23 protein-coding genes are annotated in these 20,809 nt (G+C 64.5%); 11 read left to right on the plus strand and 12 right to left on the minus strand.

Going from position 1 to position 20,809, the window contains the following annotated elements; all coding sequences use genetic code 11:
- Position 1 precedes the first annotated feature (1 nt).
- Positions 2–1,258 (minus strand): flavodoxin-dependent (E)-4-hydroxy-3-methylbut-2-enyl-diphosphate synthase, encoded by a 1,257-nt coding sequence (ispG, locus tag G522_RS0108745; RefSeq protein WP_026790713.1) that lies wholly within the window; start codon positions 1,256–1,258, stop codon positions 2–4.
- Positions 1,259–1,271: 13 nt separating this feature from the next.
- Positions 1,272–1,793 carry a Fur family transcriptional regulator gene (locus G522_RS26180; protein ID WP_245586624.1) on the minus strand — a complete coding sequence of 174 codons (522 nt, stop codon included), beginning with the start codon at positions 1,791–1,793 and terminating at the stop codon, positions 1,272–1,274.
- Between the two features lie 102 nt (positions 1,794–1,895).
- On the opposite strand from G522_RS26180, the gene G522_RS0108755 reads away from it, so the two are divergent.
- Both G522_RS0108755 and G522_RS0108760 read left to right on the plus strand, forming a co-directional pair.
- Positions 1,896–2,753, plus strand: a complete 858-nt coding sequence (locus tag G522_RS0108755) for an SDR family NAD(P)-dependent oxidoreductase (protein WP_036838609.1) — start codon at positions 1,896–1,898, stop codon at positions 2,751–2,753.
- 175 nt (positions 2,754–2,928) lie between these two features.
- On the plus strand, positions 2,929–3,486 hold the full coding sequence (locus tag G522_RS0108760; RefSeq protein ID WP_026790715.1) for an HNH endonuclease: 558 nt from the start codon (positions 2,929–2,931) through the stop codon (positions 3,484–3,486).
- 14 nt (positions 3,487–3,500) lie between these two features.
- Here the strand turns inward: G522_RS0108760 and G522_RS26185 are convergent, their stop codons facing one another.
- Complete coding sequence (locus tag G522_RS26185) at positions 3,501–5,636, minus strand: putative bifunctional diguanylate cyclase/phosphodiesterase (protein WP_051228461.1); 2,136 nt, start codon at positions 5,634–5,636, stop codon at positions 3,501–3,503.
- Between the two features lie 149 nt (positions 5,637–5,785).
- On the opposite strand from G522_RS26185, the gene yddG reads away from it, so the two are divergent.
- Positions 5,786–6,685 (plus strand): aromatic amino acid exporter YddG, encoded by a 900-nt coding sequence (yddG, locus tag G522_RS0108770; protein ID WP_026790716.1) that lies wholly within the window; start codon positions 5,786–5,788, stop codon positions 6,683–6,685.
- Here yddG and gloB read toward each other — a convergent pair.
- A complete protein-coding gene (gene gloB, locus G522_RS0108775) occupies positions 6,678–7,448 on the minus strand; it encodes a hydroxyacylglutathione hydrolase (protein ID WP_026790717.1) in 771 nt (256 codons plus the stop codon). The genes yddG and gloB overlap by 8 nt on opposite strands.
- 105 nt (positions 7,449–7,553) lie before the next feature.
- On the opposite strand from gloB, the gene G522_RS0108780 reads away from it, so the two are divergent.
- A complete protein-coding gene (locus G522_RS0108780) occupies positions 7,554–8,312 on the plus strand; it encodes a class I SAM-dependent methyltransferase (protein ID WP_026790718.1) in 759 nt (252 codons plus the stop codon).
- Between the two features lie 5 nt (positions 8,313–8,317).
- Here G522_RS0108780 and metW read toward each other — a convergent pair whose 3' ends face one another.
- The 5 genes from metW to gluQRS form a co-directional block, all read right to left on the minus strand.
- Complete coding sequence (gene metW / locus G522_RS0108785) at positions 8,318–8,953, minus strand: methionine biosynthesis protein MetW (protein ID WP_026790719.1); 636 nt, start codon at positions 8,951–8,953, stop codon at positions 8,318–8,320.
- Positions 8,950–10,161, minus strand: coding sequence for a homoserine O-acetyltransferase MetX (gene metX / locus G522_RS0108790; RefSeq protein ID WP_051228488.1), 1,212 nt, complete (start codon positions 10,159–10,161; stop codon positions 8,950–8,952). Before metX ends, metW begins: the two co-directional genes overlap by 4 nt.
- Positions 10,162–10,298: 137 nt before the next feature.
- A complete protein-coding gene (locus tag G522_RS28930) occupies positions 10,299–10,724 on the minus strand; it encodes a hypothetical protein (RefSeq protein WP_051228462.1) in 426 nt (141 codons plus the stop codon).
- 135 nt (positions 10,725–10,859) lie between these two features.
- Positions 10,860–11,972: a saccharopine dehydrogenase NADP-binding domain-containing protein gene (locus G522_RS0108800; RefSeq protein ID WP_026790721.1), complete on the minus strand. Its 1,113-nt coding sequence runs from the start codon at positions 11,970–11,972 to the stop codon at positions 10,860–10,862.
- Positions 11,973–12,038: 66 nt separating this feature from the next.
- Positions 12,039–12,938 carry a tRNA glutamyl-Q(34) synthetase GluQRS gene (gene gluQRS / locus G522_RS0108805; protein ID WP_026790722.1) on the minus strand — a complete coding sequence of 300 codons (900 nt, stop codon included), beginning with the start codon at positions 12,936–12,938 and terminating at the stop codon, positions 12,039–12,041.
- Positions 12,939–13,043: 105 nt separating this feature from the next.
- Between gluQRS and G522_RS0108810 the strand changes: the two genes are divergently transcribed.
- From G522_RS0108810 to G522_RS0108820, 3 genes are all read left to right on the plus strand, one after another.
- The gene (locus tag G522_RS0108810; protein WP_026790723.1) at positions 13,044–13,685 is read left to right on the plus strand and encodes a DNA-3-methyladenine glycosylase family protein; all 642 of its coding nucleotides are present in this window, start codon (positions 13,044–13,046) and stop codon (positions 13,683–13,685) included.
- Positions 13,686–13,708: 23 nt separating this feature from the next.
- Complete coding sequence (locus tag G522_RS0108815) at positions 13,709–14,377, plus strand: alpha/beta hydrolase (RefSeq protein WP_026790724.1); 669 nt, start codon at positions 13,709–13,711, stop codon at positions 14,375–14,377.
- An 89-nt stretch (positions 14,378–14,466) separates the two neighbouring features.
- Positions 14,467–15,048 (plus strand): cob(I)yrinic acid a,c-diamide adenosyltransferase, encoded by a 582-nt coding sequence (locus tag G522_RS0108820; RefSeq protein ID WP_026790725.1) that lies wholly within the window; start codon positions 14,467–14,469, stop codon positions 15,046–15,048.
- 85 nt (positions 15,049–15,133) lie between these two features.
- Here the strand turns inward: G522_RS0108820 and G522_RS0108825 are convergent, their stop codons facing one another.
- The 3 genes from G522_RS0108825 to G522_RS0108835 form a co-directional block, all read right to left on the minus strand.
- A complete protein-coding gene (locus G522_RS0108825; RefSeq protein ID WP_026790726.1) occupies positions 15,134–15,523 on the minus strand; it encodes a response regulator in 390 nt (129 codons plus the stop codon).
- 85 nt (positions 15,524–15,608) lie between these two features.
- Positions 15,609–16,139 carry a hypoxanthine phosphoribosyltransferase gene (gene hpt / locus G522_RS0108830; RefSeq protein ID WP_026790727.1) on the minus strand — a complete coding sequence of 177 codons (531 nt, stop codon included), beginning with the start codon at positions 16,137–16,139 and terminating at the stop codon, positions 15,609–15,611.
- 108 nt (positions 16,140–16,247) lie between these two features.
- The gene (locus G522_RS0108835) at positions 16,248–17,270 is read right to left on the minus strand and encodes a zinc-ribbon domain-containing protein (protein WP_026790728.1); all 1,023 of its coding nucleotides are present in this window, start codon (positions 17,268–17,270) and stop codon (positions 16,248–16,250) included.
- A gap of 269 nt (positions 17,271–17,539) precedes the next feature.
- Here G522_RS0108835 and ftsE point away from each other — a divergent pair, with 269 nt between their 5' ends.
- From ftsE to G522_RS0108855, 4 genes are all read left to right on the plus strand, one after another.
- A complete protein-coding gene (ftsE, locus tag G522_RS0108840; protein WP_026790729.1) occupies positions 17,540–18,199 on the plus strand; it encodes a cell division ATP-binding protein FtsE in 660 nt (219 codons plus the stop codon).
- Positions 18,196–19,161 (plus strand): cell division protein FtsX, encoded by a 966-nt coding sequence (locus G522_RS0108845; RefSeq protein WP_051228463.1) that lies wholly within the window; start codon positions 18,196–18,198, stop codon positions 19,159–19,161. The genes ftsE and G522_RS0108845 overlap by 4 nt, the downstream gene beginning before the upstream one ends.
- A 61-nt stretch (positions 19,162–19,222) precedes the next feature.
- A complete protein-coding gene (locus tag G522_RS26195) occupies positions 19,223–19,921 on the plus strand; it encodes a YdcF family protein (RefSeq protein WP_051228464.1) in 699 nt (232 codons plus the stop codon).
- A gap of 81 nt (positions 19,922–20,002) precedes the next feature.
- Positions 20,003–20,797, plus strand: coding sequence for a lysophospholipid acyltransferase family protein (locus tag G522_RS0108855; RefSeq protein WP_026790731.1), 795 nt, complete (start codon positions 20,003–20,005; stop codon positions 20,795–20,797).
- Positions 20,798–20,809: the final 12 nt, after the last annotated feature.

Consider the following 20,809-nt stretch of genomic DNA (forward strand, 5'->3'; position numbering starts at 1 on the left):
CTTATTCCGCCGCCGGCTTACGGTTGGCGCCGTCGCCGAAGCGCTGCTCGATATAGTCGAGCACCAGCGTCTGGAAATCGCGCGCGATGGTCGGGCCGCGCAGCGTCGCCGCCTTCTCTCCGTCGATGAACACCGGCGCCGCCGGATTCTCACCGGTACCGGGCAAGGAGATGCCGATATCGGCATGCTTGGATTCGCCAGGGCCGTTGACGATGCAGCCCATCACCGCCACCTGCAGCGCCTCGACGCCAGGATAGCGCTGCCGCCATTCCGGCATGGCATCGCGGATCTGGTCCTGGATGGTCTTGGCCAGTTCCTGGAACACCGTCGACGTCGTGCGGCCACAGCCGGGGCAGGCGGCGACGATCGGCACGAAGCTGCGGAAGCCCATCACCTGCAACAGCTCCTGCGCCACCATCACCTCGCGCGTGCGGTCCCCACCCGGTTCCGGCGTCAGCGACACACGGATGGTATCGCCGATGCCATGCTGCAGCAGGTAGCCCATCGACGCCGACGAGGCGACGATGCCCTTGGTGCCCATGCCGGCCTCGGTGAGACCGAGATGAAGGGCATAATCGCCGCGCGACGCCAGCTCGCCATAGACGGCGATCAGGTCCTGCACCTGGCTGACCTTGGCCGACAGCACGATGCGATCGCGGGCAAGACCGATTTCTTCGGCGCGGGCCGCCGACAGCAGTGCCGACTGCACCATGGCCTCGCGCATCACTTCCTGCGCGGTCATCGGCGAGCCCTTCGCCTTGTTCTCGTCCATCAGGCGCGTTGCCAGCTCCTGGTCGAGCGAACCCCAGTTGACGCCGATCCGCACCGCCTTGCCGTGGCGGGCAGCGATTTCCACGATATCGCTGAAATGCCGGTCACGCTTGGCGCGGACACCGACATTGCCGGGGTTGATGCGGTACTTGGCGAGCGCCTCTGCGCAGGCCGGGAAATCGGCAAGCAGCCGGTGGCCGATGAAATGAAAGTCGCCGATCAACGGCACGTCGACGCCGACCCGATCGAGCCGCTCGCGGATGCGCGGCACGGCAGCGGCGCTCTCGTCGCGATCGACGGTGATGCGTACCAGTTCCGAGCCGGCCCGAGCGAGCGCCATCACCTGCGCCACCGTGGCATCGACGTCGGCGGTATCGGTGTTGGTCATCGACTGGACGACGACGGGTGCGTCGCCGCCGATCGTCACCTTGCCGACGACGACGGGAACCGAGCGGCGGCGCGGCGCCGGACCGAAGGAGCTGGGCATGCGTCGGAAATCCTCAACTGTGGCTGTGCGAATGGACGTGGTGATGGTGGCCGGCCGATCGGCAGGCGGCGCAAAGGCCGCGCACCTCGAGCACCGAGGCCGACGGCGAAAAGCCTTCAGCTGCCGCGATGCCGGCCAGCAAGCCGCCGAGTTCGGCCGGCTCGGCCTCGGTTGCCGAGCCGCAGTTCTCGCAGAGCAGGAACACCAAGGGCGCCTCTGGACCCGAGGCGGCATGGCCATGCTCGTCGATGCAGGCAAGGAAAGCGTTGCGGCTCTCGATGCGGTGGGCGAACCGATGGGCGACCAGGAAATCCAAGGCACGGTAAACCGAGATCGGGCTCGGACGGCGTGTCTTCCCGGCAATGCGGTCCATGATCTCATAGGCCGACACCGGCGCATGGCTTTCCAGCATCGCCTCAAGCACCTGCCGCCGCTGTTCGGTGAGGCGCAGCCCCTCATCGCGGCAGCGCTCCTCGGCGCGGGCCACGGCACGGCTGCGGCAGACCTGATGATCGTGGTCGGAATCGTCGAGCAAGGTTCTCTCCAAGCGTCCGCACAGTATATAGTCGGCCGAACCGTCCGGAGAAAGACTGATTGTCGCGCCGGCCAGTTCATCTTTCCGAGTTCGAGGCCCGTCATGCGTTTTCCAGCCGTCGACCGCAGCATCCTGATTACCGGCGCCTCCTCCGGCATCGGCTTTGCCGCCACCACCATCATGGCCGGCCGCGGCTGGCGAGTGTTTGCGACGGTACGCCGGGAAGAAGATCGCCAACGCCTGGCAGCGATTGCGGGCGTGACGCCGCTCCTGATGGATTATGCCGACCCCGCCTCGATCGCCGCCACCGCCGACGCGGTACTGGATGCGACCGGCGGCCGGCTCGGCGCCCTCTACAACAACGGCGCCTATGGCCAGCCCGGAGCGCTGGAGGATCTCTCCACCGAGGTGCTTCGGCACGTCTTCGAGGTCAACGTTCTCGGCTGGCACGATCTCACGCGCCGGCTGATCCCGGCCATGCGGCAGGCCGGCGCCGGACGCATCGTCATGTGCTCGTCGATCCTCGGTTTCCTGTCGATGCCCTATCGAGGCGCCTACAACGCTTCCAAGCATGCCATCGAAGGCCTCGCCGACAGCTGGCGGCTGGAACTGATTGACGCCGGCATCCACGTCGCCACCATCCAGCCAGGGCCGATCGCCACCAACTTCTCGTCGACCGCCATGAAGAAGTTTCATGACAATATCGACGTGGAAGGTTCCGCCAACGCCGCGGGCTACCGTCAGCGGCTCGCCGACATGCAGCGGCCGCCAGAAGCGTCCTTCTTCCGCAAGCCACCGGAAGCGGTGGTGGACTGTCTCGTTCACGCCTGCGAATCAGACCGGCCGCGTCCCTACTACCGGGTAACCTGGCTCACCAAGGGTGCAGCCGTCGTCAAACACCTCCTGCCGGCCTCGTTGTTCGTTGCCTTGCTGCATCGCGCCGCCAGGGCCGGTAATTGACGAGACGGGACCGAGATTTGGAGGGCGGCGGACCCTACCGACCTCATTTTTGGCGCTGCCCGCGAAACGGGCGGAAAACATTGGCCGCCGTCTTCACATCAGCGACATCATCGGCGTAGAGTATCCCTTGCGTGGGGTGGGATCGGACGCCTGCCTCGGTGAAGGAGAGCGTGAGGTGACGATCGCCGTCTCGCCGGACGCACACCCGGCGCTGGTGTTGAACGCGGACTATCGCCCGCTGAGCTATTTCCCCTTGTCGCTCTGGTCCTGGCAGGATGCGATCAAGGCGGTCTTCCTCGACCGGGTGAATATCGTTTCCGAATACGACGTGCTGGTGCGCAGCCCCAGCTTCGAATTTCATTTGCCGTCGGTCGTCTCGCTCAAGACCTTCGTCAAGCCGTCGCGCCAGCCGGCTTTCACCCGTTTCAACGTGTTCCTGCGCGATCGCTTCGAATGCCAGTATTGCGGCAGCCACGAGGACTTGACCTTCGACCACCTGATCCCGCGCTCCAAAGGCGGCCAGACCACCTGGGAGAACGTCGTCGCCGCCTGTTCGGCCTGCAATCTCAGGAAGGCCGACAAGACGGTATCCGAGGTCGGCATGACGCTGGCCGGTCCGCCGTTCGCGCCCACCGTGCACGACCTGCACAACAATGGCCGGCTGTTCCCGCCCAACCATCTGCACAAAAGCTGGCTGGACTTTCTCTACTGGGATGTCGAACTCGATCCCTGATCTTGAAAATCGGGTCAGGCCAGAAGCTGTTCGACCGCCTGCCGCTCGCGGGAAATCCGCCGCAGAATTTCCGAGCGCACGGTCGGCGCGCCGAAATAATAGCCCTGCAATTCGTGACAGCCGGCCCGCTTCAGCGCTTCCGCTTCCTCGGCCATTTCGATGCCCTCAGCCGTCACTTCGGCACCAAGCGTCTCGGCCAGCGCCACCGCCGCCTGCACGAGGCTCTGCGAGGCTGGGTCTCGGATGACGTCGATCACCACGGAGCGGTCGATCTTTACCTTGTCGAAGGCAAACCGGCGCAGATAGGCAACCGACGAGAAGCCGGTGCCGAAATCATCGAGAGCCACCGACACGCCGAGCGCATGCAGCGCCTCGACACTGCGGCGCGCCCGCTCCGGCTCGGACGCCAGGAAGCTTTCGGTAATGTCGATCTCCAGCCGGCTCGGCGACATGCCCGCCGCCTTGAGAATTCCTCTGAGACTGTCGGGAAAGCCGGGATCGCGAAACTGGGCGGCAAAAACATTGACCACCATCTTGAGGTCGCCGAATGACTTGGCATCACGGGCGACACGGCGCAGCACGTAGGTGCCGATCAGATCGCTCATCCCGGCTTCCTCGGCAACGGCGAGGAAGATCGCCGGACTGACCGGGCCGGCTGGGCGAATCCAGCGGATCAGCGCCTCGACCGCGGAGATACTGCCGGTCTTTGCCGAGATGACCGGCTGGTAATGCACCTGAAGTCCATCATTCGCCACCGCCTCGCGCAGCTCCGCCGCCAGCGTCGCCCGTGCCTGACGATCGGCATCCATGGCGGCATCGTAGAGATCGACACGGTTCTTGCCGCCAGCTTTGGCAGCATACATGGCGACATCCGCCCGACGCACAAGTTCGCCCGGCGTCAGCCGGCCATCGAAATCAGCCGCCACCCCCACCGAACAGCCGACCTTCACCGTTCTCCCCTCGAAGTCGAAGGCCTCGTCGAGGAAATCAACAAAATTCCCGCCCAGCGAGCATGCCCGCTCGACTGCCAGGTTGCCCTCGACCACCACGGCAAACTCATCGCCACCGAGCCGAGCCAGCACGCCTTCGCTGCCAACCAGCGCACGGAAGCCGGCCGCCGCTGCCCGGATCAGCCGGTCGCCGACATCATGACCATAGGTGTCGTTCACCTCCTTGAAGCCATCGAGATCGGCGAACAGCACGGCAATCGAATGGCGGGGGGCGGCATAGGCGGTGGTAAGGCACTGATGGAAAGAGGCCCGATTGGGAAGGCCGGACAGCGGGTCATGGCTCGCCGCATGGCGGGCCGTCGTCTCGTCGTGGCGCAGGCCGCTCATCATCTTCCAGATGGTCACGACGAGAACGCCCATCACCACGAAGAGCAGCAAGAGCACTGCCAGCACCGGCAGGCGAGCGCGTTCCATTGCCTCGGTGCCCGACACACGCGGTTCCCAGCCAATGGAACCGAGGAAAGCGCCCGAAACGGACATCAGCGGGACCGCATCTTCCCCAACCGGGGCCGGACCGAATGTCAGGTGCCGCACGCCGAGCGCCTCGGCCATCGCGGCAAACTCCGTTCCGGTCATCGGTCGTCCGACCAGAAGATAGCGGGGAGAACCGGCCCTCGCACCGCTGGCATGCGGCTCGATTTTGCGCACACCCGCCGCCAACGGCCCGAGACGCGACTGCACAAAGCCGGAGGCAGGCTGATCCGGCTTCAAACGTGTGGCGGCAATGAGAGCGGCAATATCGGGCTGGCTGACGCCGATCCCATCCAGCCCCACCGCTCTGCCCTCATGAAAGGTTCGGATCGGCGCGCCGTTAGCATCAGCGATCAACAACGTGTCGAAAAAGCGCCCGCTTTCGGCGGGAAGGCGTAGGTCGCCGCCCACCGTGGCCGCGTTGTTTTCATCCAGCGCGGCGCCATTCCAGGCGGCGAACTCGGCAGCGGCAAACCCCATGCGGGTAAGCGCCTCGTCTCTCAGCACGTCGACCACGCGCGCAATGCCACGCCGATCGATGTCGTTGACCTCGGCCGCCATGCGCGCCATGGCCAGATAGACCACCGCTGCCGCGGCAAGCGCCGTCAGCGCGGTCGGGACGACCACACCAAAGACGAATTCCATCCAGCGGCGGTTGGCGAAAAACAAGGCAATGATCCATTAGTTCAATCTTGCACAGCTTAGAGCGATACCGTTAAAGGCTGGCAAACTCGTCTGACATCTTCAGGAAAAATACAGATCGGGCATCTGGTCTTCCCTGGGGAGCGAACGGCGGAACATCTGGAACAGGCGAACTCATGTCGAACCGTGCTCGCGCCACCCTGGTCGGCCTTACCGCGATTTTGATGTGGTCGATGCTCGGCGTGTTCACCGGCGGTTCGGGCGCCGTGCCGCCCTTCCTGCTCAATGCCTTGTGCTTTGGCTTGTCCGGCTCAGTTGCCACGCTCTGGCTGATCGCCAAGGGGCGAGCCAATGTCCTGAGACAGCCGTTCAGGGTTTGGGCCATCGGAGCACTCGGTCTGTTCGGCTATCATGCGCTTTACTTCACGGCCCTGCGCACCGCACCGCTGGTCGAGGCCGGCCTCATCAACTATCTCTGGCCGTTGCTGATCGTGCTGTTCTCCGGCTTCCTGCCGGGTGAGCGGCTGCGCGTTCATCATCTCGCTGGCGTCGTGCTGGGCTTTGCCGGCGCGGCGCTTCTGGTCACGGCCGGCCGCTCCCTGACGCTCGATGGCGGATATGCCCTTGGCTATCTCGCCGCCTTCTTCGCCGCTGTTGTCTGGGCGGGGTATTCGGTCATCTCGCGCCGCTTTGCCGGGGTGCCCTCGGAGGCCGTCGCCGGCTTCTGCCTGGCCACCGCCCTCCTCAGCCTCGTCTGCCATGTCGCCTTTGAACAGACGGTGCTACCCGCCAATCCCTTCGAGTGGCTGATGATACTGCTCCTCGGCACCTTCCCGGTCGGTCTTGCCTTCTTCGTCTGGGACTACGGTGTCAAGCACGGCGACATCCAGCTCATCGGCACCGCCGCCTATGCCACGCCTGTGTTGTCGACCCTGCTGCTGACGCTCACCGGCTACGGCACGCTCGGCTGGACGACGGCGCTCGCCTGCGCTCTTGTCACCCTCGGCGCCATCGTCGCCGCCTGGGATGCGCTCCCCTTCCGTCGCGGAGCAAAGGCCCGCCGGGCTGTTACCTGAATGTATCCTTGCGCCGGCGCAATTCGGCAAACACCTCGACCGCCGGCCGTCCCGACAGGCCCAATCGTTCAGCGAGCCGAGGATCGCCAGCTCTGAGGAACGGATTGGTGAGAAGCTCCCGCTTGAGCGTCACCGGCACGGTTGGCCGAGCGGCGGCGCGCAAGGCTTCCACCTCGGCAACCCGCTCGGTCAGCACCGCGTTGTCTGGATCGACAGTCAGTGCAAAGCGGCCGTTGGAGGCGGTGTATTCGTGCCCTGGATAGACGGCCGTCTCCGGCGGCAGCGCAGCAAGCCGCAGCAGCGAATCCCACATATCCGCCGCGCTGCCCTCGAACAGGCGGCCGCAGCCGAGCGAGAACAGCGTATCGCCGGAAAACAGCGCCCGCGCCGCCGGCGCATGATAGACGATGTGACCGCGTGTATGTCCGGGCGTTGCGATGACGCGAAAGCCGAACGGCCCGACGGAAAAAGTCTCGCCGTCAGCCACTGCCTGGTCGAGCGGTGGCAGGCGATGGGCATCGGCGGCGGCGCCGATGAGCTTGGCTCCCGTGCGCTCAACGAGCTTGGCGGCGCCTTCGATATGGTCGCCATGGTGATGTGTGAGCAGAAGGGCATCGAGCCGCCCACCCAACTCCTCGACGGCGGCGAGGATCGGCGCCGCTTCCGGCGCATCGAAGACCACCGCCGCGCCGGTTTCCTCGTCATGGAGCAAATAGGCGTAGTTGTCGCTGAGACAGGCGATGACGTCGATCTTGGGGACCATCGGAGCCTCCTTTACCGCCCTTACGAAAAAAGCAGCGGTCGCCATTGCGATAGAGCGACAGTCGATCAATATGGCGGAAAGGGCAAGGGCGCCCTGGAGCTCAGCATGTTTCTCGACGTGGTCGACCTCAGAGACTTCTATTCGAGCGATCTTGGCCGCGTCATCCGGCCGATCCTCACCGACCATTTCAGGAAGATCTGGCCGAGCGTTACCGGTGACCGGCTGGCCGGTCTCGGCTTCGCAACGCCCTATCTCGCGCCTTTCCGAGACGAGGCTGATCGGACGCTGGCGCTGATGCCGGCGGCGCAGGGTGCGGTCAACTGGCCGGCCGGCGGCCCGTCCGCCTCGGCACTGGTCTGCGACGACATGCTGCCGCTACCGGACGCCTCCATCGACCGGCTGCTGATTGTCCACGCGCTTGAAATGGCCAACGATCCGGCCGAGCTTCTGAAGGAGGCCTGGCGGGTGTTGTCACCGGGCGGCCGGGTGCTGGCCGTGGTGCCCAACCGGCGCGGCCTCTGGGCGCGCGTCGACACCTCGCCCTTCGGCTATGGCCGGCCGTTTTCCCGCGGCCAGATCACCAAGCTCTTGCGTGAGACGTCCTTTTCGCCCACTGCCTGGGATGAAGCGCTCTACGTGATGCCGGTACCGCGCCGCCATTTCATGCATGCCAGCGCCCGCTGGGAGGCAATCGGCGCACGCCTCTGGCCGGCTTTTGCCGGCGTCATCCTGGTGGAAGCGGCCAAGCATCTTCATCAGGGCGTACCGGTGATCCGCCGCGTCCGCTCGCCGGCGATCCGCCCGGTGCTGCTGCCCTCGCCGGCCGGCCTGCCGAGCCCGCACCGCACGGGTCCCAACACCTGAAGGCCTTACCGGCCGCCACGCGACAGCAGGAACACCGCCTGCGCACCCAGGACATTCCAGACGATCCACGGCAGGCTGAATGGCAGCCGTTTGCCGGAGGCGTCGAGGACGATTGCCTGATCGACATGCGCGCCGACGTCCTTTGCCAACTCGACGAAGTCGCGAATGGTGCAGAAGTGGATGTTGGGCGTGTCGTACCAGGAGTATGGCAGACGCTTGCTCACCGGCATGCGGCCGAGGAACATCAGGCGGAAGCGTACGTCGAGATGGCCGAAGTTCGGCAATGACACCACGACGCGGCGGCCGATGCGCAGCATCTCGTCGAGCACCTGACGGGCGTTGCGCGTCGCCTGGATGGTATGGCTCAGCACCACGTAGTCAAAGGACTGATCCGGATACTGCACGAGATCGCTGTCGGCATCGCCCTGGATCACCGAAAGGCCACGCCCGACAGCGGCGTTGACACCTTCCTGGCTGATTTCGATACCGCGCGCGTCGACGCCGCGCGTCCGTTCCAGGAGTTCCAGCAGCGCGCCGTCGCCACAGCCGATGTCGAGGACGCGCGAGCCGGGCTCGATCAGGTTGGCGATCAGCTTGAGGTCGATGCGGACGTCGGAGGAAAGGTCGGCGAGGTCGGTCATCGAATATCCTCCGCCGCCGGCCCGGCAATGCCGCGCGCCCGCGCCGCGCCAGTCAGGAAGCCACGCACGATGCGGAACTGTTCCGGAATATCCAGAAGGAAACTGTCGTGACCACGGTCACTGTCGATTTCCACGAAGCTGACCGGCGCGCCCGCCGCGTTGAGCGCATGCACCACCGCCCGGCTCTCCGAGGTCGGATACAGCCAGTCGGACGTGAACGACAGCACGCAGAAGCGCGTCTTGGTTCCCTTGAATACGTTGGCCAGCACGCCGCCATGGTCGGCGGCGAGGTCGAAATAGTCGGTGGCACGGGTGACGTAGAGATAGGAATTGGCGTCGAAGCGATCAACGAAAGTCATGCCCTGATGTCGGAGATAGCTCTCGATCTGGAAATCCGCATCGAAACCGAACGCCACCGCGTCGCGATCCTGCAGGTTGCGGCCGAATTTCTGATGCAGCGACTGGTCGGACATATAGGTGATGTGGGCCGCCATCCGTGCCACGGCGAGGCCCTTCTTCGGGTTGCGCCCCGCCTCGAGATAACGACCGCCGCACCAATCGGGATCGGCCATCACCGCCTGCCGCCCTACTTCATGAAACGCGATGTTCTGTGAGGAATGGCGATAGCTGGTGGCGATCGCCACCGTCGAAAAGACGCGCTCGGGATAGCTCGCCGCCCATTGCAGCGCCTGCATGCCGCCCATCGAACCGCCGACCACGGCGAACAGCTGGTCGATGCCGAGTGCCGTCACCAGCATGGCCTGCGCCCGAACCATGTCGGCGATGGTGACCACCGGCAGATCGAGCCCATAGGGCTTTCCGGTTTCCGGATTGGTGCTGGCCGGCCCGGTGGTGCCGAGGCAGCCACCCAGCACGTTGGAACAGATGACGAAGAAACGATCGGTGTCGATCGGTTTGCCGGGGCCGACCATCAGCGTCCACCAGCCCGGCTTGCCGGTGACCGGATTGGTGCTGGCGACATGCTGGTCGCCGGTCAGTGCGTGGCAGATCAGAATGGCGTTGGAGCGCTCGGCGTTGAGTTCGCCATAGGTCTGGTAGGCGATCTGCCAGGGACCGATCGCCGGACCGGCGTCCAGGGTGAGCGGCGCATCCGTGCCGAAGCGCATGACGAGGCTCGAAGGATTGTCGGCCTCGCTGCGGCGCAGGCTGGCCTGCGCATCGGTTTCGGTAAGGGTCGCGTCCAACATCGTCTCTTGAACATCCGGCAGCTTCCGGGCAGCAGGCGCCATGCCGGTTGCCATGAAGGTGGTTAGCTATCGGAACGGGGCGGCCAAATGTCAAGAAAATCGGCGGCTCGGCCGCTGGGACGCGACGGAAGAGCCGTTCAAGGCGCACCCTGCCGGATGGCCCGGACCAGATCGCGGGCCGAGACTTTGGCGGCCTGCTGGTCGTCGGGGCCGAGCGGCCCGCAATCCCGCTCGAAATTGGTGCGATCCTCGGCAGGAAGCGGCCTGTCACCGATCGCCGCGACGACGATCCGCAGGGCGCAGGCTCTCACCGGATCGAGCCTGAAGGCACCATAGCAACCGTCAGCGAGACAAAAAGCAAAATTCCGCAGAGACGGCAGGTCGCCTGCCAGCGCCTTCGGCCACTGCGGCGCCAGCGCCTTCTGCTGACCGGCGCACGCAGCGTCGCGTGAGACACTGCAATCGGCGAGCAGGTCGGTATAGGCCGGCACTCCATCGGCAGCATGGACCGAAAAAGTGCCGACGGAGACGAGGAGGACAAGGGCGGAAACCAGCACACGCATGAAGACGCTCCGAAGCCTCGGACCGGTCTCGCAAACGGCCAACCGGCAGGCGATTATTCGCCCAGCGCGGCAAGCCGCACAAGACCGCCCTTCTGCCCGCCTTCCGGGAGCGCCGATCAAAAGACCCCGAGGAAATCAGGCCGGCGCAATACTCTCCTCAACGTCCACCCCCATACCTCTGAGGTTGCCGAGAAAAACCTCGGGATTCACAAAAACAGCTTGTGGCAAAAGACATGGACGGCGCACGCCATGGGTCATTTCCAGGACGCAAGCGGCCGCTGCGATGGCGGTCAACTCATAAGGATCACCGTGGCTGATCCGAAGCCGCGCGGTAGCGGGCAAACCATCGCGGCTTCCCCGACCATCGCAGACCAGCACTGTCCATTCCTCGTGTCGTGTCCAACGTTTCAACGCGGCCAGGAACGCGGTGGCTGCAAGATGACGTAACGGCGGCAACATCGCCGCCAGCAGGGTAGCCGGCAGCACGATATGGTCAATGATCGGTCCGAAGCCGGCGATGTAGAAACCAGTGGTACGCAAGTGCGGGAAGCGGTCCGGCAGCAACCGGAGTTCCTCGATTCCCATGGCGATGGTTTGCTGCCGCCCCTGGGGCGCGCCAAAATCAAAGTCGCGATAGTTGCGCCAGGACCGAACCCATTGTCCGTCGCGAAAAGCGCTTGGATTCATATCCCTTAGCTCGTCTACGAAATCATCGGCCGCACCGGAGCCAAAGCTTAGGCGCGACCAATCGACGTTGAAGCAGGCATAGACCGGTGCGTGAGTGAGATCGACGGATGCCGAAAGCTTGCGAACCATCACCGCTGGCAGGCCAGGGTGGAATCCGCCATCACTGACGAATTGCAGGCCGCGCCGCAGGATGTCTGGTTCAAGGGTTCTGAGCGCCCGCCACTTCATGGACGAAGACAGATGGATGTCGAAATAATCGATTCCTATCTGCAGCGCCACATCCGCCACCGTTGGAGCATTGCGTGTCGCCGAGGTGGCGGAGACAACAAGATCGGTACCCGACAATGCTTTCAAGAGACCTTCGCGATCCGAGCTGTCGACGCTAATGCCAATCAGCGTGGCGCCGGTCTCTGCCGCGATTCGAGCTGCCGCGTCGTCCACCGAGGCCTTGCTCCGGCCCATCAGGCGAAGATCATAGCTGCCATTTCGTGCAAGCAGACGAGCAAGGCGACGGCCGGTATTGCCGGCTCCGCCCAGGATGGCAACAGTCGCTTTTGCCACGGAATCCTCCCCCCGGCACTTTGCTCGGGCCAGACTGAGCTTGTTCAGACGCGTGAACGAGACGTGTTACTGCGTAGAGGCACCCATCGGGCCAAGCCCGACCATGCGCCGGATATCGGCCGCGGCGGCCCCTGCCGCCCGCAACGCCGCCAAGCCTTCCGATCCCCGGGATTTCGACAGCTTGCGCCCTTCGACATCAACGATCAGCCGGTGATGGTGATAGCGCGGCGCCGGCAATCCAAGCAGCGTCTGCAGCAAGCGATGCACGGCAGTGGCAAAATAAAGATCGCGGCCGCGCACCACATCGGTCACGCCCTGCAGTGCGTCATCGACAACGACGGCGAGATGATAGGCGGCCGGAGAGAACTTGCCGGCCAGCACGACATCCCCCCAAGCAGCGGGATCGGCGACAACTGTCTCGGCCCGCCCATCAAGACGGTCACCGAATTCCTGCCAGGACAGTGGGCCGGTGAGACGGATCGCCTTCATCATGTCGAGCCGCAACGCATGGGGTTGGCCAGCCCGGGCAAAGGCTTCGGCTTCCTCCGGTGGCCGGTCGCGGTCGACAGAGGGATAGAGCGGCGCTCCGTCGGGATCGCGCGGCCACGGCCGGCCGCTCCGGGCTTCCTCGGCGACGATGGTGGCGGCGATCTCCGTCCGGCTCAGGAAGGAACGGTAGACGAGCCCCAGGGCTGTTAGACGCTGAAGGGCGGCGGCATAGTCGCCCGCGTGCTCGGATTGCCGGCGGACTGGCTTTTCATAAGTGACCCCAAGCCAGTTGAGGTCGTCGAGAATGGCGCGCTCGTATTCCGGCCGTGCGCGGGTACCGTCGACATCTTCGATGCGAACCAGCATGCGCCCACCCGTTGCGGCGGCCATATCGGCATTGAGCAGTGCCGACAGCGCGTGGCCCAGATGCAAAGGACCGTTTGGCGACGGCGCGAAACGAAAGACGGGAACGGTCATGTCTCAACAGAGTTGGCAACCTGTCCGGCTCTGCTGCCGGCTTCTGGCAGACTGGACAGTATACGTTCGCAGTGTTGAAGTCTCGCTCCCAAGGAGGACCCCGCGATGCGCCTCATCCTGACCGATGCCGACATGATCGAGGGCCTCGATTACCTGCAGCGTGTCGACCCCCGCCTTGTGCCGGTCATGGCGATGGCTGGCTCCGTCGGCATCCGCTATCGCCCGCCCGGCTTTGAGGGCATCGCCCGCATCGTCATGGGGCAGCAACTGTCCGTCGCCAGCGCCGACGCCATCTGGGGCCGGTTCGAAACGCTCCTTGGCGAAGCCACGGCCGAGAATTATCTGCGTCAGACCGAGGAAGCATTGCGCGCCGCCGGTCTGTCGGGCGGCAAGATCAAGACGCTCAACGCCCTGGCGGAGGCCGCCGCCGGCGGCCTTGATCTCGAAGGTCTCGCCGCCGAGCCGGCGGAGACAGCGACCGAAAAGCTGACGGCGATCCATGGCATCGGCCGCTGGACGGCGGAAATCTTCCTGCTGTTCTGTGCCCGCCATGCTGACGTACTGCCGGCCGGCGACCTTGCCCTGCAAGCGGCGGCAGCCGAAGCACTGTCGCTGGAAAAGCGCCCCAGCGAAAAGGAATTGCGGGCGATATCAGAGCTTTGGTCGCCCTGGCGTGGCGTTGCGGCCAAATTGCTTTGGGCCTATTACAAGGAGATGCGACAGGGCAGGAACGTCCTCCCGGTCTGAACCGATCCCGGAAGGAGTTCTCCATGGCTGACATCGACGGTCCACGCCTCGACCCTGAAAGCGGCAAGGCCGACGCCCTGGTGGTTCTACTCCACGGCTATGGCGCCAACGGCGAGGACCTTTACGACATCGCCGAAAGCTGGGCGCCCTTCCTGCCGAATGTCGCCTTCGCTTCGCCGCATGCGCCGGAAGCCTGCCCCATGGCACCAGGCGGTCGCCAGTGGTTTCCGTTGACCATGCGCAACGACACCGAGCGCTGGGCGGGTGTCGTTGCCACCGGGCCGGCCCTCGATCGCTTTCTGGACGCCGAGCTGGAGCGCTGGGGCGTTTCAGCCGATCGCCTCGTGCTGGTCGGCTTCAGCCAGGGCACCATGATGGCGCTGCATGTCGGTTTGAGGCGCAAGGTGGCGCCGGCGCTGATCGTTGGTTACTCGGGCTATCTGGCGGGAGCCGAGCATCTTGCTGAGATCTCCGCGAAACCGAAGGTACTGCTCGTCCACGGGACAGCCGATCAGGTACTGCCGGTCGAAAGCAGCCGAGTCGCGGCCGCTGCCCTCACCGCCGCCGGACTGCCGGTGTCGCTGCACCTCTCACCCGGCCTTGGTCACGGCATCGACCGCATGGGGCTTGTCCTTGGGCTCAGGACGATTGCCGAAGCGCTCGGCGTCGATCTTCCCGGTGAGGCTCACTGACCGCGCGCTTGACGATCGCCACCCAATGACGGATTGAGCGCCCCTGCCATCTACGCGAATATGCGGAGGGTGGCTTGCCAGGAGGTAGCATGGTTCGGCTCAATCGCATCTATACCCGCACCGGTGACGACGGTTCGAGCGGTCTTTCCACCGGCGAGCGCCGGCCGAAAGACGACCCGCGGTTCGAAGCGATCGGCGGTGTCGACGAAACCAATGCGGCGATTGGCATGGCTCGCCTGCATATCACCGAATATCCCGACCTCGACCTGATGCTGGGCGCCATCCAGAACGATCTGTTCGATCTCGGAGCCGATCTGGCGACACCGGCCACCGTCGAGCCGCCGGCCTTCGAGCCGTTGCGTATCCTGGCCGTCCAGGTCGAGCGACTGGAAAAGGAAATCGACTACCTGAACCGTGGTCTTGCGCCGCTCACGACCTTCGTCTTGCCCGGCGGCAGCGCCGCCGCCGCCCACCTGCATATGGCACGCACCATTTGCCGGCGGGCCGAGCGGGCCACGGTGACGCTGGCCCGAACGGCGGGCGAACAGGTGAACCCGGAGGCGGTGCACTACCTCAATCGTCTGTCCGACTTCCTGTTCGTGGCAAGCCGGTGGGCGAATGACCTCGGTGGTCGTGATGTGCTGTGGGTGCCTGGCCAGAACCGGGAGTGAGCACGAACGAATGCGAGCCAAGGGATCAATGTCCCTTGGCGCCGAGCGTCGGCGAACCGGCTGCATGAGCTAGGCGGCTCGGCCTTCAGGCGATTTTCTCAAAAGGGGAACGGCTTACCAGCGCTTGGTCCACGGCGGCGCGAATCTCGGCGAGCGTGAACGGCTTGGAAATGACGTCGCTGACCAGAGTGTCGAGGCCGAAAGCACGCTCGCGCTGATCGGCAAAGCCGGTCATCAGCAGAATGGGAAGAGCGGGAAAATCACGCGCCGCCGCCAAAGCCAACGCGATGCCATCCATCACCGGCATCATGATGTCCGATAACAGCAGATCGAAACTACCTTGTCGCTCAAGGAGAATTTCCAGCGCGATGCCGCCGTCTTCCGCCTCGATGATCTCATGACCGTCGAGTTCCAGGGCTCTCTTCACGAAGGTCCGGACCGACTCGTCGTCCTCAGTCAGCAGAATGCGCGCCATGGCTACCCCCGGGCACTCCGTTGGATTCGAAGCAAATTCGATATGATTGTTACACAACTAAGCCGCTGGTGCCAGATCAATGCACCTAACCGGTGACGACACCGACGAAAGGCAACTGGCGGTAGGCGTGCGCGGCGTCCATGCCATAGCCGACCACGAACACATCGGCGCAGGAGAAGCCGACGATATCGGCCTCGATCTCCGCCTTGCGCTTGCCCGGCTTGTCGAGCAACACCGCCACCTTGACCTCCTTGGCCCCACGGTCCTCGGTAAGGCGGCGCGCGAAGGCCAGCGTCCGGCCCGACTCCAGGATATCGTCGATGATCAGCACTGAGCGGCCGGCAACATCGGTATCGATGTCGCGGATGATCTTGACGATGCCGGACGACGTGGTGCCCGTGCCGTAGCTCGACAGCATCATGAACTCCACCTGCGGCTCAAGGCCCTCGCGGTGCAGCGCACGCAGAAGATCGGCGGCGAACATGAAGCTGCCCTTGAGGATGGCGATCACCATCAGATCTTCGGGCCGATTGGCGGCGATCTGCTTGGCCATCTCGTCGATGCGCGCGGCGATCACTTGTTCCGAAAACAATACGTCGATGGTTCTGCCCGTCATCCCGGTCTCCTGAGGTCGCGACGGTCGATGAGCCCCGATCCACTGGACCGGCAAAAGGCGCGCATCCGGAACCGTCGCAAAGCCCCGGCGCTTTCGGGCGGAGCTATATTACGGCTGACGCTGGTCTGTAAACCGGACTTCCACGGTCACCGACGCTTCTGGTGGCGCGAGCAGCCGCGTCTTGAAATGAACCCTGCCCATCTGATCGATGTTGAGCTGCGGCAAGGTGTAGTTCCAGGCGTAGACATCCCGGCCGGTCGACGATTTCAGCGTCACGCGGACGGCCGGCAAGCTTTTGGATTCGCTATCGAGATTGAGGATGTCGCCATCCACCACCAGCACCGGCGTCGATCCATCCATCTCCTGATGGGCGGTGACATTCTGAAAATCGAGGCCGCGCAGGTTTACCTTGAGGCCAATCAGTTCGTAGATGCCGGCAAAATCGGGGAAGATGGCGACGATCTTTTCGCGCCCGGTCACCGCGACCACGCAGAACAGCACCAGAAAGCCAATCAGCAAAACCGAGGCTACCGGCGTCGACAAGTGCCGGTCGAGCATGACGATGGTGGACGAACCCCGCCGGGCCGCCTTGCCGCGTTTCTTGCGTCGGCCGCTGTCAAAGCCGGCCGGCGGCGCATCGATGGTGGGGGAGATATCGGCTGCGACCGGAGATGGTACCTCTTCGGTAGCGGCCTCAATCTTCCCTGTCTCTTCCTTAGCCGGGCCTGTTGCGAACAGGTCGTCGATGGCCGACTGATCGTTGCCACTCGCCGTGGGCTCGGATGCCGTGTCATCCGGAACATCGTCGTCGTTCGGACCGGACGCAAACAGATCGTCGATAGCCGACTGGTCGTTTGGACCATCCTCAGCCACAGAGGATGCCTCGGCATCGAAATCGCTCTTCGGGCCATCGCCGGCAATGGCATCGCGCCATTCGTCTTCAGTAGGCTCGGGCCCGTCGGAAATCGCTCTTGCAACAGGGGGCGTCGCCATTGGCGCGTCGGGATAATCGTTCGGCGTGGCATGCCAAACGGTACCGCAGCGGGCGCAACGCACCTTGCGACCGGTGACGCCGAGCGTGCCGTCGGCAACCTGATACCCCGTCTCACAGGCGGGGCAGACAATTCTCATCTTCGGCCCCCGATTGGCCGCCAGCCGGGCCTCGGCGAAAGAGGTGGGCGACGCATCTCCCGCACCGCCATAGCGGCTTTTCCAAGGGATGGCGGCAACATGCTTAATGAAACGTTAAGGACAAGGACTGCAACATCAATTATGAGGTCCGAGACAACGACAAGAAGCCGCAAAGCAGGTTTATCGTGGCGAACGTCGCCCCGATGGACGTCAAGCGGAGCGAAAGCCAAGGGCCGGAGGCCTGCCGGCGACTGAGGCGGAAAAGACAGATGATCAGGTTTGAAAATGTCGGCCTCCGCTACGGAACGGGGCGGGAGGTACTGAGCGATCTTACATTTTCGATCGCCCCTCACTCCTTCCAATTCCTGACCGGCCCCTCCGGCGCCGGCAAGACAACGCTCATCCGGCTGCTGTTTCTCAATCTCAAACCGACGCGTGGCCTGATTTCCATCTTCGGCAAGGACACAGCCCTGCTGAGGCGCGCCGACATGCCGGCATTGCGCCGCCGCATCGGCGTCGTCTTCCAGGACTTCCGCCTGCTCGACCATCTCACCACCTACGAGAATGTGGCGCTGCCCTACCGTGTGCTTGGCAAGGACGAGGCAAGCTATCGCGCCGACGTCGCCGACCTCCTCGACTGGGTCGGGCTCGGCGACCGCAAGCACGTTTATCCGCCGGTTCTGTCAGGCGGCGAGAAGCAGCGCGCGGCCATTGCTCGCGCCCTGATCACCAAGCCGGAGTTCCTGCTGGCCGACGAGCCGACGGGCAATGTCGATCCACCGCTCGCCCGTCGACTGTTGCGCCTTTTCCTGGAACTCAATCGCCTCGGTACAGCCGTGCTCATCGCCACCCATGACATCGGCCTGATGGACCAGCTCGACGCGCGACGCATGGTCATTGAAGGCGGTCACCTCGAGATCTACGAATGAAGACGGCGGTCACCAAGCACATCAGGGCCGTCACTGCCCGAAAAGCCAGGCCGAGAGCCAACGCGGCCAACGCCTCGCCGATCGTACCGCCGCAGGCCATCGCCGGCCGCACGCTGGTGCTGGTCATCGCCATCATGACCTTTCTGGCCGGCTTCACCATCGCCGTCGTCTCGGTGATCGACCGGGCCGCCGACGCCTGGGCATCCGACATCGGCCGGGAAGTGACCATCGAGGTCAGGCCGCTTGATGGCGTCGCCATCAATGGCGAAGTCGACAAGGCGGTGGCGTTGGCCCAGGAGTTCCCCGGCGTCGGCGGCGCCCGCGGCCTCAGCGATGCCGAGACGCAGCGGCTCCTGGAGCCTTGGCTGGGACCGGGGACCGATCTTTCCGCCCTGCCGGTGCCTCGCCTCGTCATCGTTTCGATCGACAATGCTTCCGCTTTCGACGTCAAGGCGCTCGCCGACGCGGTCGGTAAGGAGGTGAGAGGCGGCAGCGTCGACGATCACGCGCTGTGGGTCGACAGACTGTCGGCCATGGCGTCTTCCATGGTATTCGCCGGCATCGGCCTGATGACGCTGATGCTCGTCGCGCTGGTTCTCTCCGTCGTGTTCGCCACGCGCGCCGCCATGGCGGGAAATCGCGACGTCATCGAGGTGCTGCATTTCTGCGGCGCCGAAGACCGTTTCATCGCCGGCCAGTTCCAGCGCCGCTTCCTGCTGTTCGGCGTCGAAGGCGGTGCGATCGGCGGCGCTCTGGCGCTTCTGGCCATGGCCATCGCTGCCTGGGCGATCGGCGGTTCGGCCGGCCGACCCGGCGCCGACCAGCTTGAAGCCTTGTTCGGCCGCTTCGAGCTGCCGGGAACCGCCTACGGCCTGGTGCTGGCGCTCGTCGTGGCGGTTGCGCTGTTGACGGCGCTGACCTCGCGCCTTGCCGTACGAAGGTCGCTATCGGCCCTCGATTAACGAGCCGAAGGGAGGATCGTCCGGATTTGTCAATTGTCGGCCGATTTCCTAGAATGACGCCATGATGGAATCGTCCGCTCCTACGAGAGAGACAGCCGGCGGCCCCCAGCAAGCCCTCGGCGAGCGCACCCGCGCCCGTCGATCCATAGGCGTCATCATTGCCGCCGCCGTACTGATCGGCAGCGGCTTCTTCTTTGGCGGCTTCTTCCATTTCGTCGACACCATCGTCAATTATCAGACGCCATCGCCGTTGGCCGCCGACGGCATCGTCGTGCTCACCGGCGGTGCCGAGCGCATCACCGGCGCCATCGAGCTGATGACCGCCGGCAAAGCACGCCGCCTTCTGATCTCCGGCGTTCACCCTGAAACCTCGGCATCTCGGTTAGGTCGGATGGTCGAGGCGGAACCGGACATGATGGCCTGCTGCGTCGATCTCGACCGGCGCGCCGCCAACACCATCGGCAACGCTCTCGAAACGGCCAAGTGGGCCCGGCGCAACGGCTTCCTGTCGCTGATCGTCGTCACGTCCGCCTACCACATGCCGCGCTCCATGCTGGAGCTGTCGCATGCCATGCCGGACATTCGCCTCATCCCCTATCCGGTGATGCGGCCAGGCCTGACACTCGGCCATTGGTCGGAGGACCGAGGCATGATCCTGCTTCTCCTGCAGGAATACCTGAAGTATACGGCAACACGCCTCCGTCTGTCGCTCGGCGGCGTCGACGGTCTCGCCGAAGTCATCGGTGGGACTTTCGGCTGACCCGCCAGCCTTGAAAAGTTGCGAGACTTTTCGGCCTATCGAACCGTAAAACGAGAGCCCGCTCATCCCGGAAGACGATCCATGCTGATCCGTTCCTATCTCTACAGCTTCGCCTTCTTCTCGGTGACCGCCGTTATGGCCGTTCTCGGCGCCCCCTTCGCGCTCGGCGGCCACCGGGGCGTGATGATCGTCGTCAAATCCTGGACGTGGACGCTGATCCGCCTGCACAGCCTGATCACCGGCACGCGCCATGAATATCGTCACCTCGAGCGCATCCCGCCGGGCGGGTTCATTCTGGCATCCAAGCATCAGTCGACCTTTGAAACACTGGCTTTGGTGCCGTTGCTCGCCGATCCTGCCTTCATCCTGAAACGGGAACTGACGTGGATTCCGGTGTTCGGCTGGTGGTTGAAGCTCGCCGGCAACATCGCCATCAATCGCGGCAGCCCCACCGCCGCCCTCAGAAAGGTGATCGAGGGCACGCGCGCCGCCGTCGCCGCCGGCCGCCAGGTGATCATCTTTCCGGAGGGCACGCGCGCCGAAGCCGGCGCGAAGCCTGATTACAAGCAAGGCATCGCCCAGATCTACAAATCGCTCGACGTGCCCGTGGTGCCGGTGGCCCACAATGCCGGCACAGTCTGGCCGCGCAAGGCGCGCTTCCATCGGCGCGGCACCATCGTCGTAGAATTCCTGGAGCCGATCCCGGCCGGCCTCAAACCGCGCGAGATGTTTCAGAAGCTCGAAAGCGGCATCGAGGCGGCCTGTGATCGGTTGCTGATCGAGGCGGCGGCCCGCGGCGACGACCTGCCGGCCACAGCGCGCGCCCGTGTCGCCGAACTCACGGCATCCGTAGCATCCGCCCGAGCGGACGCCTGACCGCCGCGCGGA

This window comes from Pleomorphomonas oryzae DSM 16300, from assembly GCF_000422965.1.
Classification (GTDB): Bacteria; Pseudomonadota; Alphaproteobacteria; order Rhizobiales; family Pleomorphomonadaceae; genus Pleomorphomonas; species Pleomorphomonas oryzae.

Bases quoted from the DNA above. Each gene is read 5' to 3' on its own strand.
- ispG (WP_026790713.1), bottom strand. From the start codon at position 1,258: ATGCCCAGCTCCTTCGGTCCGGCGCCGCGCCGCCGCTCGGTTCCCGTC.
- G522_RS0108835 (WP_026790728.1), bottom strand. From the start codon at position 17,270: ATGAGAATTGTCTGCCCCGCCTGTGAGACGGGGTATCAGGTTGCCGAC.
- G522_RS26195 (WP_051228464.1), top strand. From the start codon at position 19,223: ATGATGGAATCGTCCGCTCCTACGAGAGAGACAGCCGGCGGCCCCCAG.
- gluQRS (WP_026790722.1), bottom strand. From the start codon at position 12,938: ATGACCGTTCCCGTCTTTCGTTTCGCGCCGTCGCCAAACGGTCCTTTG.
- G522_RS0108855 (WP_026790731.1), top strand. From the start codon at position 20,003: ATGCTGATCCGTTCCTATCTCTACAGCTTCGCCTTCTTCTCGGTGACC.
- G522_RS0108820 (WP_026790725.1), top strand. From the start codon at position 14,467: ATGGTTCGGCTCAATCGCATCTATACCCGCACCGGTGACGACGGTTCG.
- G522_RS0108815 (WP_026790724.1), top strand. From the start codon at position 13,709: ATGGCTGACATCGACGGTCCACGCCTCGACCCTGAAAGCGGCAAGGCC.
- metX (WP_051228488.1), bottom strand. From the start codon at position 10,161: ATGTTGGACGCGACCCTTACCGAAACCGATGCGCAGGCCAGCCTGCGC.
- ftsE (WP_026790729.1), top strand. From the start codon at position 17,540: ATGATCAGGTTTGAAAATGTCGGCCTCCGCTACGGAACGGGGCGGGAG.
- hpt (WP_026790727.1), bottom strand. From the start codon at position 16,139: ATGACGGGCAGAACCATCGACGTATTGTTTTCGGAACAAGTGATCGCC.
- G522_RS0108780 (WP_026790718.1), top strand. From the start codon at position 7,554: ATGTTTCTCGACGTGGTCGACCTCAGAGACTTCTATTCGAGCGATCTT.
- yddG (WP_026790716.1), top strand. From the start codon at position 5,786: ATGTCGAACCGTGCTCGCGCCACCCTGGTCGGCCTTACCGCGATTTTG.
- G522_RS0108825 (WP_026790726.1), bottom strand. From the start codon at position 15,523: ATGGCGCGCATTCTGCTGACTGAGGACGACGAGTCGGTCCGGACCTTC.
- metW (WP_026790719.1), bottom strand. From the start codon at position 8,953: ATGACCGACCTCGCCGACCTTTCCTCCGACGTCCGCATCGACCTCAAG.
- G522_RS28930 (WP_051228462.1), bottom strand. From the start codon at position 10,724: ATGCGTGTGCTGGTTTCCGCCCTTGTCCTCCTCGTCTCCGTCGGCACT.
- G522_RS0108755 (WP_036838609.1), top strand. From the start codon at position 1,896: ATGCGTTTTCCAGCCGTCGACCGCAGCATCCTGATTACCGGCGCCTCC.
- gloB (WP_026790717.1), bottom strand. From the start codon at position 7,448: ATGGTCCCCAAGATCGACGTCATCGCCTGTCTCAGCGACAACTACGCC.
- G522_RS0108845 (WP_051228463.1), top strand. From the start codon at position 18,196: ATGAAGACGGCGGTCACCAAGCACATCAGGGCCGTCACTGCCCGAAAA.
- G522_RS0108810 (WP_026790723.1), top strand. From the start codon at position 13,044: ATGCGCCTCATCCTGACCGATGCCGACATGATCGAGGGCCTCGATTAC.